Origin of the sequence: Mesorhizobium sp. B3-1-9, assembly GCF_006439595.1 — a bacterium.
Classification (GTDB): Bacteria; Pseudomonadota; Alphaproteobacteria; order Rhizobiales; family Rhizobiaceae; genus Mesorhizobium.
In genome coordinates this window covers 373,856-399,644 of record NZ_VFTJ01000005.1, presented here as the reverse complement: position 1 = coordinate 399,644, position 25,789 = coordinate 373,856, and the positions used below count along the sequence as shown (strand labels likewise).

Sequence of the window (25,789 nt, the reverse complement as noted above, 5' to 3'; positions counted from 1 at the left end):
CCTCGCCCCACGCAGTGGTGGCCCGGCGAAGCCGGGACGGAGAGGGGCCTTCGGGACGGCTGGACACCGCCGAGGCCCAAAATTGCCTGTTGCCTTTCCTTGCGCCTCGTTTGCGGCTACGGCGTGCCAAATTTCCAAGCGGCTGGCCTTTGGCGATAGCGTGCATGGCAGCTTGGCGCATGCATTGTCTTATGTAGCGCTGGTCGACCCCCACTCCGTCTCGGCTTCGCCGAGCCACCTCTCCCCCGATCGACGGGGTAGAGGAAGGCGCCAAGCTTTTTGCCGTTAACGCTCGTCCAGCAAAGCTCCCTTCCTTTCCCTCCGGAGGGGGGGAAAGGTGGCGCTGCGAAGCAGCGACGGATTGGGGGAACCACGTGGCAATCAAGCCTCGGCCCGATCAGTCGCGCCAGTCACAGAAGATGTGTGCATAGCGTAGCGCTTTGCGGGTGCGAGAAACCCTAGTTCGTCGAAGCGGCGTGTGTCGGAAATCACCAGACGTTGTCGCTCACATTGCCGTTGTTGTTAATTGGCGAGCAATTCTCGTTTTACCTATTGCGGATAAAAATTATCCACGATATTCTCTATCCACGAACTGGAGATCGGCACGATGAAGCTGGGCGAGGGCGTTGAGGCTGCCATCCATTGCGCGGCGACGCTGGCCAGCGTCGATGGCAACAGCACCATGCCTGGCGCCGCGCTCGCCGAGTGCTTCGGGCTGTCGCCGAGCTATCTCCTGAAACATCTCAACCAGCTCACAGCGGCGCGCATCCTGGAATCGGTGCCGGGGCCGGCGGGCGGCTATCGGCTGGCGCGGGCGGCGGAACAGATCACGCTGCTCGACGTCGTGCTGGCCGTCGAGGGACGGGAGCCGGCGTTCCGCTGCGGCGAAATCCGCCAGCGTGGCCCGGTCAAGATCGATGCCTCGGCCTATGTCAAACCCTGCGGCATCAATGCCGCGATGCTCAAGGCCGAACGCGCCTATCGGGCAGCGCTCGCCGAAGTGAAGATTTCCGACATCGTAGCGGAGTATGCGGCCGAAGGCGATCCGCGATCCTATGCCGCGAGTTGCGCCTTCGTCGAGCGGCACCAGCGGCCGCAGAAATCCGCTTCATCCAAGCAGATATAGGCCCACCCGAAAACCTGGAAGGAAAGACGATGAAACAGAGATTGCAATTCTACGCCAAGGCTCCGGAGCTTCTGAAGGCGGTCACGGCGCTCAACAAGGCGGTCGACGAGTGCGGGCTGGAAGAAAGCCTGATGCATCTGGTCAAGCTCAGGGCCTCGCAGATCAATGGCTGTTCCTACTGCGTCGACATGCACAGCCGCGAGGCGAGGCGCGACGGCGAGACCGAGCAGCGGCTCTATCTGGTCGCCGCCTGGAAGGAATCGCCGCTGTTTTCAGAGCGCGAGCGCGCCGCCCTTGCCTGGACCGAGAAGGTAACGAAGATTTCGGAGAACGGCGTTCCGGACGACCTCTATGCCAGCACGCTCGAACATTTCTCCGAGGAGGAACTGGTCAAGCTGACGGTGGCTGTCGGCATGATCAACACCTGGAACCGGCTCAGCGTCTCCTTCCATGCCATCCACCCGGTCGAGAGGGCCAAGGCCGCCTGAGCGAAGGGGGCGGCGCGCGGGGCGGTTCAGTTGTCGGCGAGCTATTTGCTGATGTCGGCGCTGCCCTCATTGCCCTGCCGTCTACGGGGAGATGCCCGGCAGGGCAATGAGGGGCGGCGTTGACGTCGGATTTTCGCCTAAAGCGCGTCGCGCTGGAACGGATTCAGGCGACGCGCTCTAGGTCTTTGTTTTGATGCATGTCGTTGTCCCAGAACCGCTGCACACTTCTGAGCGACATGCATTGGTCACCACTCACGCCGCAAAGCGCAAACCGCCGTCGCAAGTCAGCACCTGGCCGGTCATGAAGCCGTTGGAGACCAGGAAGGCGATCGCCTCGGCGACGTCCTCGGCGCGGCCGATGCGGCCGACCGGTGTCTTGCCGGCATATTCGGCAAACACCGCCTGCCGCTGGTCGTCCGGCAAAAAGTCCCACCAGGGCGTGTCGATGACGCCGGGCGCCACGACGTTGACGCGCAACGGTTTCAGCTCGACAGCCAGGATCGGTGCAACGGTCAAGAGCATGCCGTTGATGGCGCCGATGCCGGCGACGCCGGGCGCTGCAATCTGCGCCGAGACGGCCGAGATGAAGGTGACCGATCCGGCCTTGTTCATGGTCGGCAGGGCCGCCTGCAGACAGGACAATTGCGGCCGGATCTTTTCCTCGACGCCACTGCCGATATCGGCGAGGTCGAGCGTCGCGAACGGCCCCAATCCCTTGCCGCCGCTCGCGGCGAGGACCAGGTGATCGAACGGCCCGAGACCGTCGAAGAAATGCCGGACCTCGTCCGGCTTGGTGGCGTCGAAGGCGGCCTTGCCGACGGTGCCATCAAGGGTCTTCCACGCGCTCTTCAGCTTCTCCTCGTTGCGGCCGGTGATGGTCACTTTCATGGTGGGGCCGACCAGCCGTTTGGCCGTGGCAAGGCCGATGCCGGATGAGCCGCCGATGATGACGCAATGTTCGATGGTCTCGCTCATGAATGTTGTTCCTTGGATTTGGAGGATGGACGCTCGATCAGTTCGAGGCTCAAGGTCCGCAATCGGCGGCGGGCTTTTTCGTCATAGGCCTGCGCGTCGGCGCGCGATTCCCGCTGGCCATCGAAATAGCGGCCGCTGCGCCCTTCGAGCGCGGGCGACGTCGCGAGGTTGAGGATGGCGTCGGCGCCGGTCTCGACAGAGCTCCACGGCGTGACGCCGGCCTGCCGGACCATAGTGGTGTCCATGTAGCTTGCCGGGTGCAAGGCGTTGATGCTGACGCCCGTGCCATCGAGCTGCTGAGCCAGGTCGACGGTGAACAGGATCTGCGCCAGCTTGCTCTGGCAGTAGGCGCGCACGCCGCTGTAGCCATGCGTCAGCATCACGTCGTCGAAGTCGATCGCCTGCTGGCCGGCCGAGGCGACATTGACGATGCGCGCCGGCGCGCTTGCCTTGATGAGCGGCAAGAGTTCCGAGGTCAGCAGGAAACCGGCGAGATAGTTGACGGCGAAGCGCAGTTCGTAACCGTCAACGCTGACCTGCCGCTTCGCGCCCTGGCCGCCGGTGCCGACGCCGGCATTGTTGATCAGGACGTCGAGCCGGTCGGTCTTTGTTCGCACCGCTTCGGCGAGACGGCGCACCTCGGCAAGCGAAGCGAGGTCGGCTGCGAGAAATTCGGCTTTGCCGCCTTTTGCTTCTATGGCGGCCGCGGTCGCCTTGCCGCGTCCTTCGTCGCGGCCATGCAACAGCACGCGCGCGCCTGCCGCGCCGAGCCGCTCGGCGACCACGCGGCCGACGCCGTCAGTCGAGCCGGTGACGAGGATGGTTTTGTCCTTGAGTTCCATGTCCAGAGCCTCCTTGCGCTGCTCTGAACGGAAAGATGGGGCATAGTGCGAGGCCTAAACAGTTCAAACTTTATCCTGGTATCGGTACTGCTATAATAGATGCATGGATGCCATCGCCCATTCCCCCGAAGATCACCGCCGGCGCGAACTCGGCGCCTTCCTGCGTTCCCGCCGCGAGCGGCTTTCGCCCTCGGAGACCGGCATCGCCGCCGGTCAGCGGCGGCGCACGCCCGGGCTGAGGCGCGAGGAAGTGGCGATGATCGCCGGTGTCGGCACGACCTGGTACACGTGGCTTGAGCAGGGCAGGGACGTGCGGCCCTCGGTCGAGGTGCTCACCGCGCTCTGCCAGGCATTGCGGCTCGACGGCGCCGAGCAGCGGCATTTGTTCACGCTCGCCGGCCGCCAGCAGCCGGAGCGGCGGCGCATCGTGCAGGTAAAGGTCGAGGGACCGTTGCTGCACATGCTGCAGAGCCTGGTCCTGCAGCCCGCCTATGTCGTCGGCCCGCGCTGGGACGTGCTGGCATGGAATGACGCGGCCGTCGCCATCTTCGGCGACTACGGCCTGCTGGAGGGCGATGCCCGCAACATCATCCACGGCGTGTTCACCGATCCGCACCGGCGGCACCTGCTGGTGGACTGGGAACAGCTGGCGCGCGCGACCCTTGCCGCGTTCCGCGCCGAGAGCGCGAAATACACCGGCGATCCGGACTTCGAGCGGCTGATTGCGCTGATGATGCGTTCAAGTCCCGAGTTCCGCGAATGGTGGCCGCAGCGCGATGTCGTGCACCGGCTCTCCGGCCTCAAACACCTGCGGCATCCGATCGCCGGCGCCATGACGTTCGAGCATATGAGCCTGTCGATCGACGACGGCTCGGACATGCGATTGATCGTCTACACGCCGCTTGCGGAACAGAACTCGGTCGCGAAGCTGCGGAAATTGTTGGATGCACAATCGGTTCAGAAACGCAGCGCGTGAGGCTGGCTGGCGGCAGCCCCCCAGCTTCGTCATCCACGGGCGGAGCGGGAGCGAAGCGGACGCGGAGACCCGAGGATCTATTCCGTTACCTTGATCGAAGGGTGCAGCGGAGCAGAATTCTGGACGGTGGCGGCGCTCCGAGGTCACGGAATGGATCCTCGGGTCTGCGCCGCGTCGCTTCGCTCCTTGCTCCGCCCGTGGATGACGAAGTGATGAGCGCCTCGGCCAATCTCCAAGGTCAGCAACAACCAGACGACGGTTAGCCACACACACACACACACGGGGCCCACCTGCTAAGCCGCTTGTCGACGTCAGCCCTTCGGCTTCAGCCCATCTAGGAACAGCTGCTCCAGGAAGCGTGCGGCGTCCTCGAAGCGCCCGTCGCCGCCGCGATCGGCGCCGAGCACGGCGCGAACCTGGACGTCGAAATCGGCATAGTGCTGCGTCGTCGCCCAGATCGAGAAGATCAGGTGCCAGGGATCGGTGCGGGCGATCTTGCCGGCGCGCATCCAGCCCTTGATGACGGTGGCCTTCTCGTCGACCAGGGTCTTCAGTTCACCCTCCAGCATCGGCTTGATGCGCGGCGCACCCTGCAGGATCTCGTTGGCGAACAGCCGGCTTTCGCGCGGGAAGTCGCGCGCCATTTCGAGCTTTCTGCGGATGTAGCTTCTGAGCTCCGTCAGCGGATCGCCGATGTCGTCGAGCTCGCGCAGCGGCGCCAGCCAGGTGTCGAGCAGGCGCTGCATCAACGTCTCGTGAATGTCTTCCTTGCGGCGGAAGTAATAGAGAAGGTTCGGCTTCGACATGCCGGCGGCTTCGGCGATCTGGTCGATGGTCGAGCCGCGAAAACCGTTGGCGGAGAAGACTTCGAGCGCGGCTTCCAGGATGAGCTCGCGCTTTTCCTGCTGGATGCGGGTGCGGCGGGGAGCGGAGCTTTCCATCGTGTCCGTCATCCTTGCAGGCCGTCTTCGCGTGGGCTCTCTGGACCAATTGTCTGGACCAGTTTTTCCTTGGGCTGTGGAGCGCGATTTCGATGCCGCATTTCCGCTAGTAATCCCTTGACCGCCGACAGGCGGCACTAACGTTTGTCCAACCGGTCAAAATTTTGCGTAGCACGAAAACGCAGCAAAGACCAAGCGTTGGCCGCACCGAAACACGCTTACAAGGGGAAGTCCTGGTCATGTCCAACCGGCTGAAAGTCACGCCGAACGATCTCAGCGCATTCTGGATGCCGTTCACGGCAAACCGGCAGTTTAAGCAGGCGCCGCGCATGTTCGTGTCCGCCAAGGACATGCACTACACGACCAGCGACGGCCGCAAGGTGCTGGATGGCACCGCGGGCCTGTGGTGCGTCAACGCCGGCCACTGCCGGCCGAAGATCACCGAGGCGATCCAGAGCCAGGCCGCCGAACTCGACTATGCGCCAGCCTTCCAGATGGGCCACCCGATCGTGTTCGAACTGGCGAACCGCCTGGTCGACATCGCGCCGAAGGGCATGGACCATGTCTTCTTCACCAATTCCGGTTCGGAATCGGTCGAGACGGCGCTGAAGATGGCGATCGCCTATCACCGGGTCAGGGGCGAGGGCTCGCGCACCCGCCTCATCGGCCGCGAGCGCGGCTATCACGGCGTCAATTTCGGCGGCATCTCGGTCGGCGGCATCGTCTCCAACCGCAAGATGTTCGGCACGCTGCTCGGCGGCGTCGACCACCTGCCGCACACGCACCTGCCGGAGAAGAACGCCTTCTCGAAGGGCGTGCCGGAACATGGCGCGGAGCTCGCCAACGAGCTTGAGCGTCTCGTTACCCTGCATGACGCCTCGACCATCGCCGCCGTCATCGTCGAGCCGGTCGCCGGCTCCACCGGCGTCATCCTGCCGCCGAAGGGCTATCTGCAGAAACTTCGGGAAATCTGCACCAAGCACGGCATATTGTTGATTTTCGATGAAGTGATCACCGGCTTCGGCCGTCTCGGCGCGCCGTTCGCGGCCGACTATTTCGGCGTCACGCCGGATATCATGACCACCGCCAAGGGTGTCTCCAACGGCGTCATCCCGATGGGCGCGGTGTTCGTCAAGAAGGAGATCCACGACGCCTTCATGACCGGCCCGGAGCACATGATCGAGTTCTTCCACGGCTACACCTATTCGGGCAATCCGATCGCCTGCGCCGCGGCGCTCGGCACGCTGGACACCTACAAGGAAGAGGGCCTGCTGACGCGGGGCGAGGAACTGGCGCCCTACTGGGAAGACGCGCTGCATTCGCTGAAGGGCGAGCCGCATGTCATCGACATCCGCAACATCGGCCTGATCGGCGCGATCGAACTGGCGCCGATCGCCGGCAGCCCGACCAAGCGGGCCTTCTCGGCCTTCGTGAAGGCGTTCGAGCGCGGCGCGCTGATCCGCACCACCGGCGACATCATCGCGCTGTCGCCGCCGCTGATCATCACCAAGGGCCAGATCAACGAACTGATCGACCATGTTCGCGATGTTCTGAGGTCGATCGACTGACAAGCCGGAGCGGGCACCCTGCCGTGGAGGGCAGGGTGTCCGCAAAGCCGCTGGCTGAGGTCGACGCCGCGGCGCCGACCTTCGGTGTGATTCAGGCAGGCTGCGCGCCGATGCCCGTCAGGATCACCCGCTTGATGTTTTCCTTGGCTTCCCGCCATTGCCGGTCGGAGAGCGACTTGCCGCCGTTCAGCGTCTCGATCTGGTGGCCGAAATCGGCATAGTGCTGGGTCGTGGCCCAGAGCATGTAGAGCAGGTGGCGCGGGTCCACCGGGTCCATCTTGCCCTCCTCGATCCAGCGCCCGATGATCTCGACGCGGCCGTCGGTCCATTCGCGCAGTGTCGATTCCATATAGTCCTGAAGCACCGGCGCGCCGTGCATGACTTCCGAGGCCCAGACCTTCGAACCGTCCGGGTGGCGGCGCGATATTTCCATCTTGGCGTCGATATAGGCGCTGATGCCGTCAACCGGGCCGCGCGCCGCGTCGAAGCAATTGGCCGCCTGCAGCCAGATCTCGAAAATGTTCTGGACGACGGACCGGTAGAGCTCTTCCTTGGTGGCGAAATAATAGTGCAGATTTGCCTTTGGCAGCCCCGCCAGATCGGCGATCAGCTGCATCGTGGCGCCGCCGAACCCGGCCTCCGCGAATACCTTTTCGGCGGCGAGAAGAATAGCTTTTTCATTCTCCCGCCTTATGTCCTGTCTCCGCATGGGGCGGGTGGTTTCGGCCATGTCTCCCCCAAGATTCTCGTTGACCGCTTGGTCAGCTTGTGTAGTCTGAAAGCTGACCATACGGTCAGGATGCAAACCACTCAAGGGGCGACAAGACCCCTGGTGAAAATGGGAACCGCAAATGGCCGCACCCGGCGAAAATCTGCGAATCAATTCAGACCGTTTGTGGGATTCCATCATGGAGATGGCGAAGATCGGCCCCGGCATTGCCGGCGGCAACAATCGCCAGACCGTGACCGACGAGGACGGCGAGGGCCGCCATCTTTTCAAGCGCTGGTGCGATGCTGCCGGGCTCGAAATGGGCGTCGACGAGATGGGCACCATGTTTGCCCGCCGCGAGGGCACCGATCCCAGCCTGCCGCCGGTCTATGTCGGCAGCCATCTCGACACGCAGCCGACCGGCGGCAAGTATGACGGCGTGCTCGGCGTTCTGGGCGGGCTGGAGGTCGTGCGCTCGCTCAACGATCTCGGCATCAAGACCAGGCATCCGATCGTCGTCACCAACTGGACGAACGAGGAAGGCGCGCGCTTCGCGCCGGCGATGATGGCGTCCGGCGTGTTCGCCGGCGTGCTCGACCAGGCCGACGTCTACCAGCATGTCGACAAGGACGGCAAGAAGTTCGGCGAGGAGCTCGAGCGCATCGGCTGGAGGGGCACCGAGAAGGTCGGCGACCGCAAGATCCACGCCTTCTTCGAATTGCATATCGAGCAGGGGCCGATCCTCGAGGACGAAGGTATCGACATCGGCGTCGTCACGCACGGCCAGGGCCTCAAATGGCTGCAGGTGACGCTGACCGGCAAGGAGGCGCATACCGGCTCGACGCCGATGCCGAAGCGCCGCAATGCCGGGCTCGGCATGGCGCGCGTCATCGAGCTGGTGCATGAGATCGCCATGGACTACCAGCCCGACGCCGTCGGCGCGGTCGGCCATATGGAAGTCTATCCGAACTCGCGCAACATCATTGCCGGCCGCACGGTCTTCACCATCGACATCCGCTCGCCCGAGAAGGAGGTGCTCGACGCCATGGATGGCCGCATCCGTGAAGGCATCGACACGATCTGCGACGCGCTCGACATCAAGTACAAAATCGAGCAGGTCGGCCATTTCGATCCGGTCACCTTCGACAAGAACTGCGTGAAAGCAATCCGCGATGCGGCCGACCGGCTCGGCTATTCGCATCGCAACATCGTCTCCGGCGCCGGCCATGACGCCTGCTGGATCAATCGGGTCGCACCGACCGCGATGGTGATGTGCCCGTGCGTCGACGGCCTCAGCCATAACGAGGCGGAAGAGATCACCAAGGAATGGGCGAGCGCCGGCGCCGATGTGCTGTTCCATGCGGTGGTGGAGACGGCGGGAATCGTGGAGTGACCGACTAGAGCAATCGCCGTTTCACGGAAACGGCGATTGCTCTATCTCTTTGTTTTAACGCAATTTCGGACGGAAAACCGCTTCACACTTTTCCTGAAATTGCTCTAGACCAATCACCTCGCAACGCCGCTCGCAAAGAAGCGCGAAAGAACAGGGGAACAGATATGACCAAAGTCATCCGGAACGGCACCGTCGTGACCGCCGACCGTACGTGGAAGGCGGACGTGCTGATGCAGCACGGCAAGATCGTCGCCATCGGCTCGAACCTGCACGGTGACCATGAGTTCGACGCCACGGGCTGCTATGTCATGCCGGGCGGCATCGACCCGCATACGCATCTCGAAATGCCGTTCATGGGCACCTATTCGGCTGACGATTTCGAATCCGGCACGCGCGCGGCCCTTTCCGGCGGCACGACGATGGTGGTCGATTTCTGCCTGCCGGCGCCGCAGCAGTCGCTCCTGGAAGCGCTGCAGATGTGGGACAACAAGACCTCGAAGGCGTCGTGCGACTATTCCTTCCACATGGCGATCACCTGGTGGGGCAAGCAGGTGTTCGACGAGATGGCTCAAGTGGTCGACCGGGGCATCACCTCGTTCAAGCATTTCATGGCCTATAAGGGAGCGCTGATGGTCGATGACGACGAGATGTATTCGTCGTTCCAGCGCTGCGCCGATCTCGGCGCGCTGCCGCTGGTTCATGCCGAGAACGGCGACGTGGTCGCCGCGCTCTCGCAAAAACTGCTTGCCGCCGGCAACAACGGCCCCGAAGGCCATGCCTATTCGCGTCCGCCGGAAGTGGAAGGCGAGGCGACAAATCGCGCCATCATGATCGCCGACATGGCGGGCGTGCCGCTCTATGTCGTGCATGTCTCGTGCGAGCAGAGCCACGAGGCGATCCGACGTGCGCGCCAGAAGGGCATGCGGGTGTTCGGCGAGCCGCTGATCCAGCACCTGACGCTCGACGAGAGCGAGTATTTCGACAAGGACTGGGACCATGCGGCGCGCCGCGTGATGAGCCCGCCCTTCCGCAACAAGCTGCACCAGGATTCGCTGTGGGCCGGCCTGCAGGCCGGATCGCTGCAAGTGGTGGCGACCGATCACTGCGCCTTCACCACCAAACAGAAGCGCAACGGCGTCGGCGACTTCACCAAGATCCCGAACGGCACCGGCGGGCTCGAGGACCGCTTGCCGGTTCTGTGGACGAGAGGCGTCAACACCGGGCGGCTGACGATGAACGAGTTCGTCGCCGTGACCTCGACCAACATCGCCAAGATCCTCAACATGTATCCGAAGAAGGGCGCGATCGTCGAAGGCGCCGACGCAGACATCATCGTCTGGGATCCGAAGCGCAAGAAGACGATCTCGGCCAAGAAGCAGCAGTCGGTGATCGACTACAATGTCTTCGAGGGCGTCGAGGTGACAGGCCTGCCGCGCTTCGTCTTCTCGCGCGGCGAATTGTCGATCGAGGAGGCGGACGTCAAGGCCAAGGCCGGCCATGGCGAGTTCGTCGCCCGCGAGCCGAACGCCGCGGTCAACCGGGCGCTGTCGACCTGGAAGGAGATCTCCGCGCCGCGCAAGGTGGAGCGTACCGGCATCCCGGCCACCGGGGTCTGACCATGCGGGCTCCTTACCTGCTTCTGGCGGCGGCCGCGATGCTGGCCACCGGCCATGCCCAAGCGGCGGGCATAGACCTATCCAAGCCTTATGGCGACAAATATGGCTGCATCAACCGGAATGGCCAGGAAGTCGCCGCCGACAAGATGCTGCTTTTGACCGACAAGGAACTGATCACGGCGGCCAGCGCCTGCACCTTCAGCGACAGCCAGGCGCAGGCCGATGGATCGCTCGTGGTGACGGCAAAATGCGAGGCTGAAGGCGAAGAGGGACAGGCGCCGGCCAAGTTCACCATCAAGCGCAGCGCGAAGAACGCGAAGAAGCTGGTGGTGGCCGATGAAGACGGCAATGTGATGGGCGAAGTCGCGCGATGCAAGTAACGGCGGCCCCACCAGCCTCAGGCAACCAGAGCATCCAGTTCCGGCAGCAGGACGACGCTTTCCTGCTCGTTGGGATCGGTGCGGGCAATGACGGCCGAGGACGGGGCGTTGCTCAGATTGGCCGGCAGATGCGGCACTCCCGCCGGGATGTAGAACAGGTCGCCGGCCTTGACGACGATATGATGCTCGAGCCGGTCGCCGTACCAGGTGTGGACTTCGCCCGAGAGCACATAGATGGCCGTCTCGTGGCTTTCATGCATATGCGCCTTGGCGCGGGCACCGGGCGGCATGGTGAGAAGATGCATGCAGATGCTGGACGAGCCGACGGTTTCGGCGGCGATGCCGGCGAAATAGCTCAGCCCCTGCTTGCCCTGATAGGTGCTTTCGGGGCGAACGAGATGACAGGTGGGTTTAGGCGACATCGGCAAGGCTCCGGGCGGCGTCGATCGGGTGGGACAGAACGAGTGGAAAGCAACGCTATCATAAAATCAACCGGATTGCGGACAGCGCGGCAGCGGCTGCGAAAGGCAGGCTGCAGCCAATGACCGAACAGCCGCCAGCCGTCGTCTCGGCAAGCAAGCTCGGCCTCACCTTCCAGACCAATGACGGTCCGGTGCAGGCGCTCTCCAATGTCGATCTGACCATCGGCAAGGGCGAATTCGTCTCCTTCATCGGCCCGTCCGGCTGCGGCAAGACCACCTTGCTGCGTGTTATCGCCGACCTGGAGAAGGCAACCTCGGGCGCGATCTCCGTCAATGGCATGACGCCGGAGCAGGCGCGCGAGAAACGCGCCTATGGCTATGTCTTCCAGGCGGCGGCCTTGTTCCCGTGGCGCACGATCGAGCGCAACGTGGCGCTGCCGCTGGAGATCATCGGTCTCTCCCAGGCCGAGCAGGCCGAGCGCATCAAGCGCACGATGGAACTGGTCAACCTCTCGGGCTTCGAGAAGAAATATCCCTGGCAGCTTTCCGGCGGCATGCAGCAGCGCGCCTCGATCGCACGCGCGCTCGCCTTCGATGCCGACCTGCTTTTGATGGACGAGCCGTTCGGCGCGCTGGACGAGATCGTGCGCGACCATCTGAACGAACAGCTTCTGGAACTATGGGAGCGCACCAACAAGACGATCTGCTTCGTCACCCATTCGATCCCCGAGGCTGTGTACCTCTCGACGCGCATCGTCGTGATGTCGCCGCGGCCCGGCCGCGTCACCGACATCATCGAATCGACGCTGCCGAGGAAGCGGCCGCTCGACATCCGCGAGACGCCGGAGTTTTTGGCGATTGCTGCCCGCGTGCGCGACGGCTTGAGGGCGGGGCACAGCTATGATGATTGAGGGGCGGGAGGATGAGCTCTCTCCTCTCCCCTCCGGGGAGAGGGTGGCCGCGCAGCGGCCGGGTGAGGGGCTGTCTGTGGGCCCGACCAAAAGAAAATCGGGCGCAACGTCCCGAGCCCGGGAACTCCGGATCGACGAAACCGAAGCCGAGTACAGGCTTTGGGGCGAACTGAGAGGGCGGCACCTCAACGGCTACAAGTTCGTGCGGCAAGTGCCGCTGGGTCCTTTCTTCGCGGATTTTGTGTGTCGTGAGAAAGCGTTGATCGTCGAAATAGACGGTAGCCAGCATGCGGACTCATCAACTGACGCGGCGAGGACCGCTTGGCTGAATCGCAACGGCTACTCTGTTCTTCGGTTCTGGAATCAAGAGGTCTTGGCGGAACGGAGGGCGGTGCTGGATACGATCCTGGCCGTGCTTGAGGGGCGGATACACTCACCCTCACCCGGCCTTCGCTTCGCTCCGGCCACCCTCTCCCCGTGGGGGAGAGGAGAAGGGCAGCGCTAGATGGACACTTTCCGTTCGAAAGTCATCCCCGTCACCACCATCCTCGCCGGCGCGGTAATCCTCTGGTATGTCTTTGCCGTCATCCTCAACGCGCCGTTCCAGCGCGACCTCGACCGCCGAGCCAAGGAGACGCCCGGCACCGTCGAGTTCATCGGCAAGACGCTGTCGCAGCCGAAGCCGACGCTGCCGGCGCCGCACCAGGTGGCGGTGAACTTCTTCGAAAACACCTTCCTGCGGTCCGTCACCTCGAACCGCAGCCTGGTCTACAACGCCTGGGTGACACTGTCCTCGACGCTGCTCGGCTTTGCCTTCGGCACGGCGCTCGGCATCCTGATTGCGGTGGGTATCGTGCATGTGGCGACGCTCGACCGCAGCCTGATGCCCTGGATCATCGCTTCGCAGACCATTCCGATCCTGGCGGTGGCGCCAATGATCATCGTGGTGCTGGCGGCGATCGGCATAACCGGCCTGATCCCCAAGGCGCTGATCTCGACCTATCTGTCGTTCTTCCCGGTGGCCGTCGGCATGGTGAAGGGCCTGCGCTCCCCCGAGCTCATGCATCTCGATCTCATGCATACCTATAACGCCAGCGCCTCGCAGACATTCTGGAAGCTCAGGGTGCCGGCCTCGGTGCCGTTCCTGTTCACCTCGATGAAGGTGGCGGTGGCGGCAAGCCTTGTCGGGGCCATCGTCGGCGAACTGCCGACCGGAGCGGTCGCCGGTATCGGCGCGAAGCTGCTCGCCGGCGCCTATTACAGCCAGACCATCGATATCTGGTCGGCCCTGGTCGCGGGCTCGATCGTCGCGGCGCTGCTGGTTATGGTCGTCGGCATTGCCGGACGCCTCGTCGACCGCGCCATGGGCGGGAGGCCGGCATGAGCTGGTTGAAACCGTCCTGGCAACCGGTGCTGGCGATCGCGCTGTGCCTCATCGCCTTCGCGCTCGGCGCAATGTCGAAGCCGGAAGCAGCCGCGCTGGCGGAGCCGGCCGCAACGCTGGCCTATCCCTATATGGGCGCGAAAGGGCTGATCATCGGGCTGTTGCTCATCGCTGCACTGGTCTCGATGGTGAGGCTCACGCCGATCGTTGAAGCTATCCTGCTGTTCGTCGGCGCCCATGCCGCAGCCTGGCTTTTGATCAAGGGCATAGCCGGTTTCGAAGGCACCGCGCTGGCGCCGTATTTCCTGCTGCTTGCCGCGGCCTGGCTGCTTGCCTGGTGCTGTGTCGCCTTGCTGTCGTCGTTACGCCCCACGCAGGGCTGGGCGAAGACTGCGCTGCGCCTGATCATCCCGGCGATCTTCGGCGCCTGGATCCTGATCATCTGGGAGGCGGTGACGCGCGGCGCCGGCGTCCCGTTCATCCTGTTGCCGCCGCCCAGCGCCATCGGGGCGCGTATCGCCAACTCGCTGCCGATCCTGGGGTCGGACGTGCGCCAGACGATCTTCAAGGCGGTGCTGATCGGCTATGTCGTCGGCAACCTCGCCGGCTTTATCGTCGCCATCCTCGCCGACCGCGTGCCGTTCCTGCGGCGCGGCCTGCTACCGATCGGCAATATGGTTTCGGCGCTGCCGATCATCGGTGTCGCGCCGATCATGGTCATGTGGTTCGGCTTCGACTGGCCGTCCAAGGCAGCGGTCGTCATCATCATGACCTTCTTTCCGATGCTGGTGAACACGGTCGCCGGGCTGGCCGCATCCGGGCATATGGAACGCGACCTGATGCGCACTTATGCATCGGGCTATTGGCCGACCTTGCTCAAGCTCAGGCTGCCGGCGGCAATGCCGTTCATCTTCAATGCGCTGAAGATCAACTCGACGCTGGCGTTGATCGGCGCCATCGTCGCGGAGTTCTTCGGTACGCCCGTGGTCGGCATGGGATTCCGCATCTCGACGGAAGTCGGGCGGATGAACATCGACATGGTGTGGGCCGAAATCGCAGTTGCAGCACTTGCGGGTTCGGTCTTTTATGGCGTGGTCGCTCTCATCGAGAGAGCCGTCACGTTTTGGCATCCCTCTGTCCGAGGTGGATAGGGGCGGTGGGTTTGGGTGCTAACTTCAGAGGGTAATAACATGAAAAGACTGCTGATTTCTGCTTTGGCCGGCGCCATGTCGCTGGCCGCTTTCCAGGCGATGGCCGCCGACAAGGTGACACTGCAGCTGAAATGGGTCACGCAGGCCCAGTTCGCCGGCTACTATGTTGCCAAGGCCAAGGGCTTCTATGACGCTGAAGGCCTCGACGTCGACATCAAGCCGGGCGGTCCCGACATCGCGCCCGAGCAGGTGATCGCCGGCGGCGGCGCCGACGTCATCGTCGACTGGATGGGCGGGGCGCTCGCGGCCCGCGACAAGGGCGTGATGCTCGTCAACATCGCCCAGCCGTTCAAGAAGGCGGGCATGGAACTGGTCTGCCCCAAGGATGGACCGATCAAGACGGAAGCCGACTTCAAGGGCCACACGCTCGGCGTCTGGTTCTTCGGCAACGAATATCCGTTCTACGCCTGGATGAACAAGATCGGCCTCAAGACCGATGGCGGCCCGGACGGCGTCACCGTGCTCAAGCAGAGCTTCGACGTGCAGCCGCTGATCCAGAAGCAGGCCGACTGCATCTCGGTGATGACCTATAACGAATACGGCCAGGTGCTGGACGCCGGCTACAAGCCGGAAGACCTCACCGTCTTCAACTACTCCGCCATGGGCAACGACCTGTTGGAGGATGGGCTCTATACGCTCGAAGACAAGCTCAAGGATCCGGCCTTCGAGGACAAGATGGTGCGCTTCGTGCGCGCCTCGATGAAGGGTTGGAAATACGCCACGGAGAACACCGACGAGGCGGCCGGAATCGTCGTCGACGCCGGCGGCCAGGACGAGAACCACCAGAAGTTCATGATGAAGGAAGTGGCCAAGCTGATCGACAATGCCGACGGCAAGCTGATCCCGGCCGCTTACGAGCGCACCGCCAAGGCGCTGCTCGACCAGAAGATCATCAGCAAGGAGGCGAGCGGCGCCTACACGACCGCGATCACCGACAAGGCGATCAAGTAGGCTCCGTTCTCGACGCGGAAGCTGGAAAGGGGCGGGCGACCGCCCCTTTTTCTTTGGTCGCGGTAAAATAATTGTGTGCCGGGATACATCCGGGCACCCAACCGTTGCACTGATGCATCCGTGCGTCGGGGAGCCGTGCAGGATGCTGCAACCAACGGAGGTTCTCATGCGCATCCTATCCGTGCCGATGCTTTCGGCCCTGGCCGTTTCGACCGCCTTCTTTCTCGCATCGCCGGCCATGGCCGAGACGATGAAGTTCAAGGCGACGCTCGACGGCAGCCAGCAGAGCCCGCCCGCGACCACCAAGGGCAAGGGAACCGCCACATTCACCTTCGACAGCACAAGCAAGAAGCTCAGCTGGAATGTCAAATATTCCGGCCTCAGCGGACCTGCCGTGGCCGCCCACATCCACGGACCGGCGGACATGGGCGCGAACGCGGATCCCGTGATCCCGTTCAAGAAGCTGAAGAGCCCGATCAAGGGGTCGGCGACGCTGACCGACGCGCAAGCAGCCGACCTCGAGGCCGGCAAATACTACGTCAACGTCCACACCGCCAAGAACAAGGACGGCGAGATCCGCGGCCAGATCGAGAAGGCGATGTGAAGACGCAAAAGGGGCGGTTTAGCGCCTCTTTTGTCGTGCAGCCGGCAGAAAGGCTGCCTCAGCTCTTCTCACGGATTTGCGTCAGCGTGCGGGTCGGCGTGATCGCCTCGGGATCGAGCTTGATCTCGACGATCGCCGGCTTGCCGCTGGCGCGCGCGCGCTCGAAGGCGGGCGCGAAGTCGGCGGTCCTTTCGACCGTTTCGCCATGGCCGCCATAGGCGCGGGCCAGCGCCGCGAAGTCCGGGTTCTTGAGGTCTGTGGCGACGACGCGGCTTGGATATTCCCGCTCCTGATGCATGCGGATCGTGCCGTAAATGCCGTTGTTGACGACGATCACGACGATCGGCAGGTCATACTGGACAGCCGTCGCGAACTCCTGGCCGTTCATCAGGAAGCAGCCGTCGCCGGCGAAGGCAACCACGGTGCGATCCGGAAACAGCGATTTGGCGGCGACCGCGGCCGGCGTGCCGTAGCCCATCGAGCCGGACGTGGGCGCCGCCTGCGTGCCGAAGCGGCGGGAGCGGTAGAAGCGATGCACCCAGGTGGCGTAGTTGCCGGCGCCGTTGGTGAGGATGGCATCCTCCGGCAGAACCTTTCCCAGATAGTCTATGATCGGGCCCATCTGGACGGCGCCCGGACCGGTCTGGGGCGGCGTTGACCATTCGAGATAGGCGGCGTGCGCATTTTCCGTTTCGGCCGCCCAGGTGGGCTTGGCCGTTGGCCTGCGCTTGGCGAAAGCCTCGACGAAGGCGGCGGGCGAAGCGTTGATCGCCACTGTCGGCCGGTAGACGCGGCCGAGTTCGCCGGTATCGGCATGGACATGCACCAGCGCCTGGTCGGGGTAGGGGCTCTTCAGCAGCGTGTAGTCGGAAGACGGCATCTCGCCCAGGCGGCCACCGAGCAAGAGCACGACATCGGCCTGCTTGATCCGCTCCGCCAGCTTCGGATTGATGCCGATGCCGACATCGCCGGCGTAGTTCGGATGGAGATGGTCGAACAGCATCTGGCGGCGGAAGGAGCAGCCGACCGGCAGCGACCAGGTCTCGGCGATCGTGCGCATATGCGCCACGGCTTCCTCGTTCCAGCGCGTGCCGCCCAGAATGACGAAAGGACGCTTGGCATTGCTCAGCAACATCTCCAGCGCATCGAGCTCGGCCTCGCCTGGACGCGTCTCGACAGGCGTATGCGGCAGCGCTTCCGGAGCCTCGACCTCGCTGGTCAGCATGTCTTCCGGTAGCGAGATGACCACCGGGCCCGGGCGGCCGGAGGTCGCGACCGCGAAGGCGCGGGTGACGAATTCGGGGATGCGCGCGGCATCGTCGATCTCGACCACCCATTTGGCGATGTCGCCGAAGAAGCGCTTGTAGTCGACCTCCTGGAAGGCCTCGCGCTCCTTGGCGTGGCTGGCGACCTGGCCGATGAACATGATCAGCGGCACCGAATCCTGCATGGCGATGTGGATACCGGCCGAGGCATTGGTCGCGCCGGGGCCGCGAGTGACGAAGCAGATGCCGGCCTTGCCGGTCAGCCGTCCCTGGCAGTCGGCCATCATCGCGGCACCCCCTTCCTGGCGGCAGACGATGGTGCGGATCGAAGAGTCATGCAGCGCGTCGAGCACCGCGAGATAGGATTCGCCCGGAACGCAGAAGATGCGGTCGGTGCCGTTGGCTTCCAGCGCCTCGACGATCAGTTGTCCGCCGGTCTTCATTTTGCTCTCTCCAGTTCGGCAAGGATTTCGTCCGTGTGCTCGCCAAGGCGCGGCGAAGGGCGCTCATAGACGAGCGGCGTGCCCGACATTACCATCGGCGCGCGCACCGAGGGCAGGCGATTGCCGTGGCCGTCGTCGAGGTCGAGCCGCATGCCGCGCGCGATGGTCTGCGGATCGGCGAACATCTGGCCGATCGTGTTGATCGGGCTCGCCGGCACGCCGGCGGCTTCCAGCTTCGCCAGCAACGGATCGCGATCGAACGCCGCCAGCGCCTCGACGATCCGCTCGCGCAGCTTCACGCGGTTGACGACGCGGGCAGGGTTGGTGGCGAAATCCGGATTGGCGGGCAGATCGGCGATGCCGACGGCGGCGCAGAACTTGCCGAACTGCCCGTCATTGCCGACCGCGAGGATGATGTGGCCGTCCCTCACCGGCAGGACTTCGTAGGGGGCGATGTTCATATGCGCATTGCCCATCTGCACCGGCGACTTGCTCGAGACCAGATAGTTGAGGTTCTGGTTGCCGAGCGCCGAAATCTGGCTGTCGTAGAGCGCCATGTCGACATGCTGGCCCTCGCCGGTCTTTTCGGCATGGCGAAGTGCTGCCTGGATGGCGATCACCGAATAGAGGCCGGTGAAGAGATCCGAGATGGCGACGCCGGCCTTCTGCGGCTCACGGCCGGGCTCGCCGGTGATCGACATCATGCCGGCCATGGCCTGGATGATGAAATCGTAACCCGCGCGGGGCGCGTAGGGTCCATCCTGGCCGAAGCCTGTGATCGAGCAATAGACAAGCCGCGGATTGATCGCCTTCAGGCTTTCGTAGTCGAGGCCGTATTTCTTCAGGCCGCCGAGCTTGAAGTTCTCGATCAGCACGTCGGCCGTGGCGATCAGCCTGCGCAGCGTCTCGGCACCCTCGGGCTTGGAGAAATCGACGGCGATAGAGCGTTTGCCGCGATTGCAGGAGTGATAATAAGCGGCCGAAAGGTTCTCGCCGTCATGGCTCATGACGAAGGGCGGACCCCATTTGCGGGTATCGTCGCCGCCATCGGGGCTCTCGACCTTGATGACATCGGCGCCGAGATCGGCCAGCAATTGCCCGGCCCAGGGGCCGGCCAGGATGCGGGCAAGTTCGATAACGCGGATGCCTTTCAGCGGAGGGGCGGTCATGGATCACCGTGTTCTAACGAAACGCAGGCTCTAGCAACACGCACCGGCCGTGTCACGACCCATACGATAGGCCACGCCGGATCAGGATTTCAGCACGCCGTCGGCCCAAGCGGCGAAATCATTCATGACGGAGTCGCGGTTGATCTCGTTCAGGCTTTCATGGCGGGTTTCCGGATAAACCTTTGAAACCAGATTCGAAAAACCCAATGCTCGCATGCGCTTTGCTAGGTGATGGACGGCCTTGCCGTCGTCCGACGCGGGGTCCTTTTCGCCGCCGACAAGGTTGACGAAGAGATCGCGCCGGACGCCGGCAAAGCTCTGGTCCTTGCCGCCATGAAGCGCCATGGTGACCACATCGCGCCACATTGAGACCGATGCATCCCAGCCGCAGAGCGGATCGGCGATATATTTGTCGACCTCGACCGGGTCGCGCGACAGCCAGTCGAACAAGGTCCGGTGGTCGGGCACCGCCTTGCCCCAAGCCTGGAAGGTGAGCTTAGGCAAAAGGCGAGACGGCACGTCGGAACCCAGCCGCATCCGCTCCCAGCCGAGGATGAGCAGCGCCAATTGCCCGAGCAGGCCTTGCGAGAAATTGCCGTTCCAGATCGCTGCGGCATGGACACGCTCGGAGTGACGCAGAACAAAGTTCAGCGCGACCGAGGCGCCGAGCGAATGGCCGAAGATGATGACCGGCAATCCCGGATGCTCGGCCGCGATCAGGTCGTGAACGGCATCGACGTCGGCGATCACCTTGGTGATGCCGTCGCCGTCGGCGAATTTGCCGAGCGGCGCGCCGGGAGCCTTCGTCGCGCCATGGCCGCGATGGTCATGGGCATAGACGTGGAATCCGCGCGGCCCCAGGAAATCGGCAAAGCGGGCGTAACGCGCGGCATGCTCGGCCAGGCCATGGTTGATCTGGACCACGGCGCGCGGATTTCCGGCGGCTTCTTTCACATAAAGGTTGAGCTCGGCCCCCGTCGGTGAAGCCAGCCTCATCTGCTTGTCGAATGGCATGTCTCGCTCCCTCGGCGACTGTTGGGCGAGGCGTTTGCCGGCGTCAAGAGGATGAGCGCGCTTGCCGAGATGCTACGCCGGCAATCCGTCACATCGCCAAGGCGATCGGGCAGCTTGCGGGCGCGCGGATTGCAAGCGCTCAGCTGGGGATAGTTTTTTCGCGCGACGAAAAAGATCGCAATTCCGACACGTCGGCTGTTCTAGTGTGACGAATCCAATACGGTTCAATGATCGCCGGGAGAGCGGGATGCGGGTTTGGGCGTTGTGGGGTTCGATGATGCTGGCTTTCGCCGGTGTCGGGGTGGCGCATGCCGACGTGAGGATGAGCGGCACCTTCGTGGCCGACAGCGCCTGTCCGGCGACGCAGGCCATCAAGAGCGGCAAGAACCCCGGCAATGTCTCGACCGAGGCCGGCAAGAGCTACGAGCTGCTTGCCGGCAACAAGGACGAGCCCACGCACTACCTCATTCAGGTGCCGGGTGCCGATCCCGAGCGGCGCTGGGTGAAGATCAGCTGCGGCCATGTCACCGGCGGCGGCGCGTCGGTCACGCCGGCGCCTTCCGGCCAGACCAAGCCGTCATCGTCTGCCTCCGGAAAACCCGAATATGTCTTTGCGCTGAGCTGGCAGCCGGCTTTCTGCGAGACCAAGGCGAGCAAGCCCGAATGCAAGGCACAGAGCCCGAACGAGTTCGATGCCTCGCATTTCACGCTGCATGGGCTGTGGCCGCAGCCGAACGGCAATTTCTATTGCCAGGTCTCGGCGAGCGACAAGGCCAATGACAATCCGTCGCATTGGGGAGACCTGCCACCGGTCGATCTCGACGCAAAGACGCGTGCCGAGCTCGACCAGGTGATGCCAGGCACGGCTTCCAAGCTCGAGCGCCACGAATGGATCAAGCATGGTACTTGCTACGGCAAGAGCCAGCAGGACTATTTCTCCGACGCGCTCAACCTGATGCGGGCGGTGAACGCCTCGCCGGTGCGCGACCTCTTCAACAAGAACATCGGCAAGCAATTGACCTCGGACCAGATCCGCGGCGCCTTCAACGAAGCCTTCGGTCCCGGCGCAGGCGACCGCGTGCGCGTGTCCTGCCTGGTCGACCCGTCAAGTGGGCGGCGCCTGATCGGCGAGATCACGCTCGGCCTGTCCGGCCCGGTCGGTCCCGACAGCAAGCTCACCGATCTCTTGATGGCCTCCGCGCCGACAGCCAAGGCCGGTTGCCCGAAGGGCGCGGTCGACGCGATCGGATTCCAGTAGGCGGAATTCCCAGGTCCAGGCCGATCTTGGTTAGGCTGACCTTGGGGCCGCCTGCAGGATGATCGCCTCGCTGCCGGGCTCGCCGACCACACGGTCGCGGCCGCTCAGCTTGGCCTTATAGAGGCGCTGGTCGGCCAGCGCGAAGATGTCGCCGAGGCAGCGCGTCGTCTCGCCGACGGTGGAGACGCCGGCACTCACGGTGATGTTGAAGCGGGTGGTGTGTGCCGAGGTCTTAGTGGCGTTCCTGATGGTCTCGCCGAGCAGCCTGGCGGGCGCGTGCGACTGTTGCGTCAGCACGGCGAACTCCTCGCCCCCGATCCGGAACACCTGATCGTTGCCGCCGACGGTCTCGGCAAGCAGCACAGCCATCGATTTCAGCACCTTGTCGCCCTCGGCATGGCCGAAGCGGTCGTTGATCGACTTGAAATGGTCGACGTCGACGATGAGCAGGCTGAGCGGCTTGCCGATTCTGATGGCGGCCGACACGGCGGACTCGCCGTCGGCGTCGAAACTGCCCCGATGCAGCAGGCCGGTGAGGCCGTCGCGGCCGACATATTTGATCAGCGCTTCATAGCGCTCGCGATAGGTGAGCGTGTCGAAGATGTCGGACAGGCCGCGCGGAACGGCGATGTCGCTGTCCTCGACCCATTTGAGATAGGCGACGAGCATGCCGCTATAGGCAAGTGCGGCGCCCATCTTGGCCAACCAGCCGCCGAAGAAGACCTCGATCGGCGCGCCGGCGACGAAATGCAGCGCCGTGAAGAAGCCGGCCTGGTCGAAGGTGAGCACGCAGGCGACCGATGCGAGGATGCGCAAGAACGGCCTCGCGCGCAGATAGGCGCCGAGCTTCTCGTAGAGCAGGATGATCAGGATGGCGTCGACGAACAGCAACGAGGTGCCCCACACCATCAGCCAGCCCATCTCGTCGATGAAGCCGATGTTGGGCATTCTGCCGTCGGGAAGCGGAGAAACGGCGTGCAGGCGCAGGATCAGCACCAGGCCGATCATCAAGGCGTTGCCGAGCAAAAGTCCGTAGATCGGCTGGCGGACCGTTGCGGCATCCTCCTTCATGTAGAGCAGAAGCAGCATGACCAGCTTGCCGGAAAACAGCACGGCTGAACCTGGCGAGACCAGGCCAAAGGGCAGCGCGACATAGAAGACGCTGGCGAGATAGGTCTCGAGGAAATGCATGACGCCGAGCGCGCAGATGAACACGCCAAGGCCGATGCGGCGCCGGAAGCGGAAAAGCGTGACCATGGCGCCGAAATACAGAACCGCTTCGGCAAGGAGCAGGATACCGTTCAGCACGTCGTCGATCCGATCTTCCCCGAAACCGCGGCACGGCCGCGATTTCCCAACCTATTAGCGTTTTGAAGGCGAATGGTTAACCACTGATTTCACGCTATGGCTGGCGGCGGCGAAAAGCTGGGGGCGGAGTCGGGAGCGCAAACCGGCGAATGCGCACCGTTTGGCCGCCGGCGTGCCGAAAGCGATTGCCGTTCGTCGCTTCATCGCCTACATAGCGCGCAACCCCCATTCACCTTGACACTTCAGTTTCCAGGGAAAGCGCGCGTGGCTCGCCAGTTCATCTATCACATGTCAGGCCTGTCGAAGGCCTATGGCACCAAGAAGGTGCTCGATAACGTTCACCTGTCCTTCTATCCGGACGCCAAGATCGGCATTCTCGGCCCCAACGGCTCGGGCAAGTCGACGATCCTGCGCATCATGGCCGGGCTCGACAAGGAGTTCCAGGGCGAGGCGTGGCTGGCCGAGGGCGCAACCGTCGGCTATCTCCCTCAGGAGCCGCAACTCGATCCAAACAAGACCGTGATGGAAAACGTCATGGAAGGCGTCGCCAGGAAGACGGCCATCATCGAGCGCTACAACGAACTGATGATGAACTATTCCGACGAGACGGCCGATGAGTCGGCCAAGCTCCAGGACGAGATGGATCGCCTGAACCTGTGGGACCTCGAGCAGCAGGTCGAGATGGCGATGGACGCGCTGCAGTGCCCGCCAGGCGATTCCGAGGTGACGAACCTTTCAGGCGGCGAGCGCCGCCGCGTCGCGCTTTGCCAGCTTCTGTTGCGCCAGCCGGATCTGCTGCTGCTCGACGAACCGACCAACCATCTCGACGCCGAGACCACGGCGTGGCTGGAAAAGCACCTGCGCGATTATCCGGGCTCGGTGCTGATCATCACCCACGACCGCTACTTCCTGGACAACGTGACCGGCTGGATCCTCGAGCTCGATCGCGGCCGTGGCATTCCCTACGAGGGCAACTACACCAAATATCTCGACGCCAAGGCCAAGCGCCTGATCCAGGAAGGCCGCGAGGACGACGCCCGCCAGAAGTCGATCTGGCGCGAGCGCGAGTGGATCCAGTCCTCACCCAAGGCGCGTCAGACCAAGTCCAAGGCGCGTATCAAGGCCTATGAGGAGTTGGTCGAGCAGTCGCAGAACCGCAAGCCGACCGACACGCAGATCGTCATCCCGTCGAGCGAGCGTCTCGGCAACGTCGTCATCGAGGTCGAAGGCCTCAACAAGGGCTTCGGCGACGAGCTTTTGATCGAGAACCTGTCGTTCAGGCTGCCGCCGGGCGGTATCGTCGGCGTCATCGGCCCGAACGGCGCCGGCAAGACGACGCTGTTCAAGACCTTCACCGGTCAGGAAAAGCCGGATGCGGGCACCGTGCGCATCGGCGAGACGGTCAAGCTCGGCTATGTCGACCAGAGCCGCGACGCGCTCGATGGCAGCAAAACCGTATGGGAAGAAATTTCCGGCGGCGCCGAAATCATCAAGCTCGGCAAGCACGAGATCAACAGCCGCGCCTATTGCTCGTCGTTCAACTTCCGTGGCGGCGACCAACAGCAGAAGGTCGGCAACCTGTCGGGCGGCCAGCGCAACCGCGTGCATCTGGCCAAGATGCTGAAAGGCGGCGGCAATGTTCTGCTGCTCGACGAGCCGACCAACGACCTCGACACCGAAACGCTGGGTGCGCTGGAAGACGCGCTCGAGGCCTATGCCGGTTGCGCCGTCATCATCAGCCACGATCGCATGTTCCTTGATCGTATGGCGACCCACATGCTGGCCTTCGAGGGCAACGCGCATGTCGAATGGTTCGAAGGCAATTTCGAGGAGTATGAGAAGGACAAGCTGCGCCGCCTGGGCGCCGAAGCGGCGGCCCCGCACCGCATGACGCACAAGCGCCTGACGCGGTAGGATCAGTCCCCAAGGGCGGCGAACAAAGCAAGGTTCTCACATGGCTGACTGGTCCGCCGCCCAATATCTGAAGTTCGCGGACGAGCGCACGCGGCCGGCGCGGGACCTGGTGGCGCAGGTGCCGGTCGATTTTCCGCGCCGCGTCTCCGATATCGGCTGCGGTCCCGGCAACTCGACCGAGCTTCTGGTCGAGCGCTGGCCGGATGCCCAGGTGAGCGGCTTCGACACCTCGCCGGACATGATCGAGAAGGCGCGGGCGCGGCTGCCGAATGTCAATTTCGAGCTGGCGGATGCCGCCGGATGGCAGCCCGAGCATCCCGTCGACGTCATCTTCGCCAACGCCGTTTTCCAGTGGCTGCCGGAGCATCCGGTGGTGTTCCAGCGGCTGACTGGATTGCTTGCGCCCGGCGGCGCCCTCGCCATCCAGATGCCCGATAATCTCGGCGAGCCTTCGCACCAACTGATGCGCGAAACCGCGGCCGAGATGCGGTTCTCGGCGAAGCTCGAGGGCGCGGCACGCGCGCCGCTGCCGCCGGTGTCTTTCTACTACGATCTTCTGTCGCCGCTCGTCGACCGACTCGACATCTGGCACACCATCTACAACCATCCGCTGGCCGATGCCGAAGCGATCGTCGAATGGGTCAAGGCGACGGGGCTGAAGCCGTTCCTCGATCCGCTCGATGCGGATGAGAAGAAGGTGTTCCTCGACAGCTACACGGCGAAGATCGCCAAGGCCTATCCGAAAACGGCGAACGGCAAGGTGCTGCTGCGCTTCCCGCGCATCTTCATCGTCGCCAAGCGCGCTTGAGCATCTACCACCTGAATGCCAGCGGTGGTTGTCGAATTAAGCTGGAATAAACCGGGCAAATGCGACAAGTGTAGCGCCTCGCCTCGGCACAACTTGCCGCCCCCTCGGACGGA

At 63.7% G+C, this 25,789-nt stretch carries 24 protein-coding genes and 1 pseudogene; 16 read left to right on the top strand and 9 right to left on the bottom strand.

The features are described from left to right. The first annotated feature begins 607 nt into the window (after positions 1–607). Positions 608–1,126, top strand: a complete 519-nt coding sequence (locus tag FJW07_RS12420) for an Rrf2 family transcriptional regulator (protein WP_140657541.1) — start codon at positions 608–610, stop codon at positions 1,124–1,126. A gap of 29 nt (positions 1,127–1,155) precedes the next feature. Then, positions 1,156–1,614, top strand: a complete 459-nt coding sequence (locus FJW07_RS12415; RefSeq protein WP_140657539.1) for a carboxymuconolactone decarboxylase family protein — start codon at positions 1,156–1,158, stop codon at positions 1,612–1,614. 252 nt (positions 1,615–1,866) lie between these two features. Here FJW07_RS12415 and FJW07_RS12410 read toward each other — a convergent pair whose 3' ends face one another. Both FJW07_RS12410 and FJW07_RS12405 read right to left on the bottom strand, forming a co-directional pair. Beyond that, a complete protein-coding gene (locus FJW07_RS12410) occupies positions 1,867–2,589 on the bottom strand; it encodes an SDR family oxidoreductase (RefSeq protein WP_140784133.1) in 723 nt (240 codons plus the stop codon). Next, a complete protein-coding gene (locus FJW07_RS12405) occupies positions 2,586–3,431 on the bottom strand; it encodes an SDR family oxidoreductase (protein ID WP_140856681.1) in 846 nt (281 codons plus the stop codon). The genes FJW07_RS12410 and FJW07_RS12405 overlap by 4 nt, the downstream gene beginning before the upstream one ends. A gap of 103 nt (positions 3,432–3,534) precedes the next feature. Between FJW07_RS12405 and FJW07_RS12400 the strand changes: the two genes are divergently transcribed. Then, positions 3,535–4,407 carry a helix-turn-helix transcriptional regulator gene (locus FJW07_RS12400; protein WP_140856679.1) on the top strand — a complete coding sequence of 291 codons (873 nt, stop codon included), beginning with the start codon at positions 3,535–3,537 and terminating at the stop codon, positions 4,405–4,407. Between the two features lie 311 nt (positions 4,408–4,718). Here the strand turns inward: FJW07_RS12400 and FJW07_RS12395 are convergent, their stop codons facing one another. Further along, on the bottom strand, positions 4,719–5,348 hold the full coding sequence (locus FJW07_RS12395; RefSeq protein WP_140657531.1) for a TetR family transcriptional regulator C-terminal domain-containing protein: 630 nt from the start codon (positions 5,346–5,348) through the stop codon (positions 4,719–4,721). A 239-nt stretch (positions 5,349–5,587) separates the two neighbouring features. Here FJW07_RS12395 and FJW07_RS12390 point away from each other — a divergent pair, with 239 nt between their 5' ends. Next, positions 5,588–6,916, top strand: coding sequence for an aspartate aminotransferase family protein (locus tag FJW07_RS12390; protein ID WP_140647603.1), 1,329 nt, complete (start codon positions 5,588–5,590; stop codon positions 6,914–6,916). Between the two features lie 91 nt (positions 6,917–7,007). Here the strand turns inward: FJW07_RS12390 and FJW07_RS12385 are convergent, their stop codons facing one another. After that, positions 7,008–7,646 (bottom strand): TetR/AcrR family transcriptional regulator, encoded by a 639-nt coding sequence (locus FJW07_RS12385; RefSeq protein ID WP_140856677.1) that lies wholly within the window; start codon positions 7,644–7,646, stop codon positions 7,008–7,010. 121 nt (positions 7,647–7,767) lie between these two features. On the opposite strand from FJW07_RS12385, the gene FJW07_RS12380 reads away from it, so the two are divergent. From FJW07_RS12380 to FJW07_RS12370, 3 genes are all read left to right on the top strand, one after another. Beyond that, positions 7,768–9,018 (top strand): Zn-dependent hydrolase, encoded by a 1,251-nt coding sequence (locus FJW07_RS12380; RefSeq protein WP_140856675.1) that lies wholly within the window; start codon positions 7,768–7,770, stop codon positions 9,016–9,018. Between the two features lie 164 nt (positions 9,019–9,182). Beyond that, on the top strand, positions 9,183–10,634 hold the full coding sequence (gene hydA, locus FJW07_RS12375; RefSeq protein WP_140647600.1) for a dihydropyrimidinase: 1,452 nt from the start codon (positions 9,183–9,185) through the stop codon (positions 10,632–10,634). A 2-nt stretch (positions 10,635–10,636) separates the two neighbouring features. After that, the gene (locus FJW07_RS12370; RefSeq protein WP_140856673.1) at positions 10,637–11,014 is read left to right on the top strand and encodes a hypothetical protein; all 378 of its coding nucleotides are present in this window, start codon (positions 10,637–10,639) and stop codon (positions 11,012–11,014) included. Between the two features lie 17 nt (positions 11,015–11,031). Here FJW07_RS12370 and FJW07_RS12365 read toward each other — a convergent pair whose 3' ends face one another. Next, the gene (locus FJW07_RS12365) at positions 11,032–11,442 is read right to left on the bottom strand and encodes a cupin domain-containing protein (RefSeq protein WP_181182616.1); all 411 of its coding nucleotides are present in this window, start codon (positions 11,440–11,442) and stop codon (positions 11,032–11,034) included. A gap of 113 nt (positions 11,443–11,555) precedes the next feature. On the opposite strand from FJW07_RS12365, the gene FJW07_RS12360 reads away from it, so the two are divergent. The 6 genes and pseudogenes from FJW07_RS12360 to FJW07_RS12335 all read left to right on the top strand — a co-directional run bounded on the left by FJW07_RS12360 (position 11,556) and on the right by FJW07_RS12335 (position 16,497). Then, positions 11,556–12,347, top strand: coding sequence for an ABC transporter ATP-binding protein (locus FJW07_RS12360; protein ID WP_140856669.1), 792 nt, complete (start codon positions 11,556–11,558; stop codon positions 12,345–12,347). A gap of 88 nt (positions 12,348–12,435) precedes the next feature. After that, a pseudogene (locus FJW07_RS12355) lies at positions 12,436–12,852 on the top strand (endonuclease domain-containing protein); the annotation flags it as partial. After that, complete coding sequence (locus FJW07_RS12350; RefSeq protein ID WP_140856665.1) at positions 12,853–13,731, top strand: ABC transporter permease; 879 nt, start codon at positions 12,853–12,855, stop codon at positions 13,729–13,731. Continuing rightward, a complete protein-coding gene (locus FJW07_RS12345) occupies positions 13,728–14,882 on the top strand; it encodes an ABC transporter permease (RefSeq protein ID WP_140856663.1) in 1,155 nt (384 codons plus the stop codon). Before FJW07_RS12350 ends, FJW07_RS12345 begins: the two co-directional genes overlap by 4 nt. 39 nt (positions 14,883–14,921) lie before the next feature. After that, the gene (locus tag FJW07_RS12340) at positions 14,922–15,893 is read left to right on the top strand and encodes an ABC transporter substrate-binding protein (RefSeq protein ID WP_140657515.1); all 972 of its coding nucleotides are present in this window, start codon (positions 14,922–14,924) and stop codon (positions 15,891–15,893) included. A gap of 166 nt (positions 15,894–16,059) precedes the next feature. Continuing rightward, complete coding sequence (locus FJW07_RS12335) at positions 16,060–16,497, top strand: CHRD domain-containing protein (RefSeq protein WP_140856661.1); 438 nt, start codon at positions 16,060–16,062, stop codon at positions 16,495–16,497. 58 nt (positions 16,498–16,555) lie between these two features. Here the strand turns inward: FJW07_RS12335 and FJW07_RS12330 are convergent, their stop codons facing one another. From FJW07_RS12330 to FJW07_RS12320, 3 genes are all read right to left on the bottom strand, one after another. Further along, a complete protein-coding gene (locus FJW07_RS12330) occupies positions 16,556–18,205 on the bottom strand; it encodes a thiamine pyrophosphate-binding protein (protein WP_140856659.1) in 1,650 nt (549 codons plus the stop codon). Further along, positions 18,202–19,374, bottom strand: coding sequence for a CaiB/BaiF CoA-transferase family protein (locus tag FJW07_RS12325; protein ID WP_140856657.1), 1,173 nt, complete (start codon positions 19,372–19,374; stop codon positions 18,202–18,204). The genes FJW07_RS12330 and FJW07_RS12325 overlap by 4 nt, the downstream gene beginning before the upstream one ends. A gap of 81 nt (positions 19,375–19,455) precedes the next feature. Beyond that, positions 19,456–20,388, bottom strand: a complete 933-nt coding sequence (locus FJW07_RS12320; RefSeq protein ID WP_140856655.1) for an alpha/beta hydrolase — start codon at positions 20,386–20,388, stop codon at positions 19,456–19,458. Positions 20,389–20,635: 247 nt separating this feature from the next. On the opposite strand from FJW07_RS12320, the gene FJW07_RS12315 reads away from it, so the two are divergent. Beyond that, the gene (locus FJW07_RS12315; RefSeq protein WP_140856654.1) at positions 20,636–21,646 is read left to right on the top strand and encodes a ribonuclease; all 1,011 of its coding nucleotides are present in this window, start codon (positions 20,636–20,638) and stop codon (positions 21,644–21,646) included. Positions 21,647–21,676: 30 nt separating this feature from the next. On the opposite strand, the gene FJW07_RS12310 is transcribed toward FJW07_RS12315, so the two are convergent. Further along, the gene (locus FJW07_RS12310; RefSeq protein ID WP_140856652.1) at positions 21,677–22,954 is read right to left on the bottom strand and encodes a GGDEF domain-containing protein; all 1,278 of its coding nucleotides are present in this window, start codon (positions 22,952–22,954) and stop codon (positions 21,677–21,679) included. Positions 22,955–23,218: 264 nt separating this feature from the next. Here FJW07_RS12310 and ettA point away from each other — a divergent pair, with 264 nt between their 5' ends. Next, positions 23,219–24,868 (top strand): energy-dependent translational throttle protein EttA, encoded by a 1,650-nt coding sequence (ettA, locus tag FJW07_RS12305; protein ID WP_140647586.1) that lies wholly within the window; start codon positions 23,219–23,221, stop codon positions 24,866–24,868. A 40-nt stretch (positions 24,869–24,908) separates the two neighbouring features. Beyond that, positions 24,909–25,676 (top strand): trans-aconitate 2-methyltransferase, encoded by a 768-nt coding sequence (gene tam / locus FJW07_RS12300; protein ID WP_140856650.1) that lies wholly within the window; start codon positions 24,909–24,911, stop codon positions 25,674–25,676. The last annotated feature ends 113 nt before the right edge of the window (positions 25,677–25,789 follow it).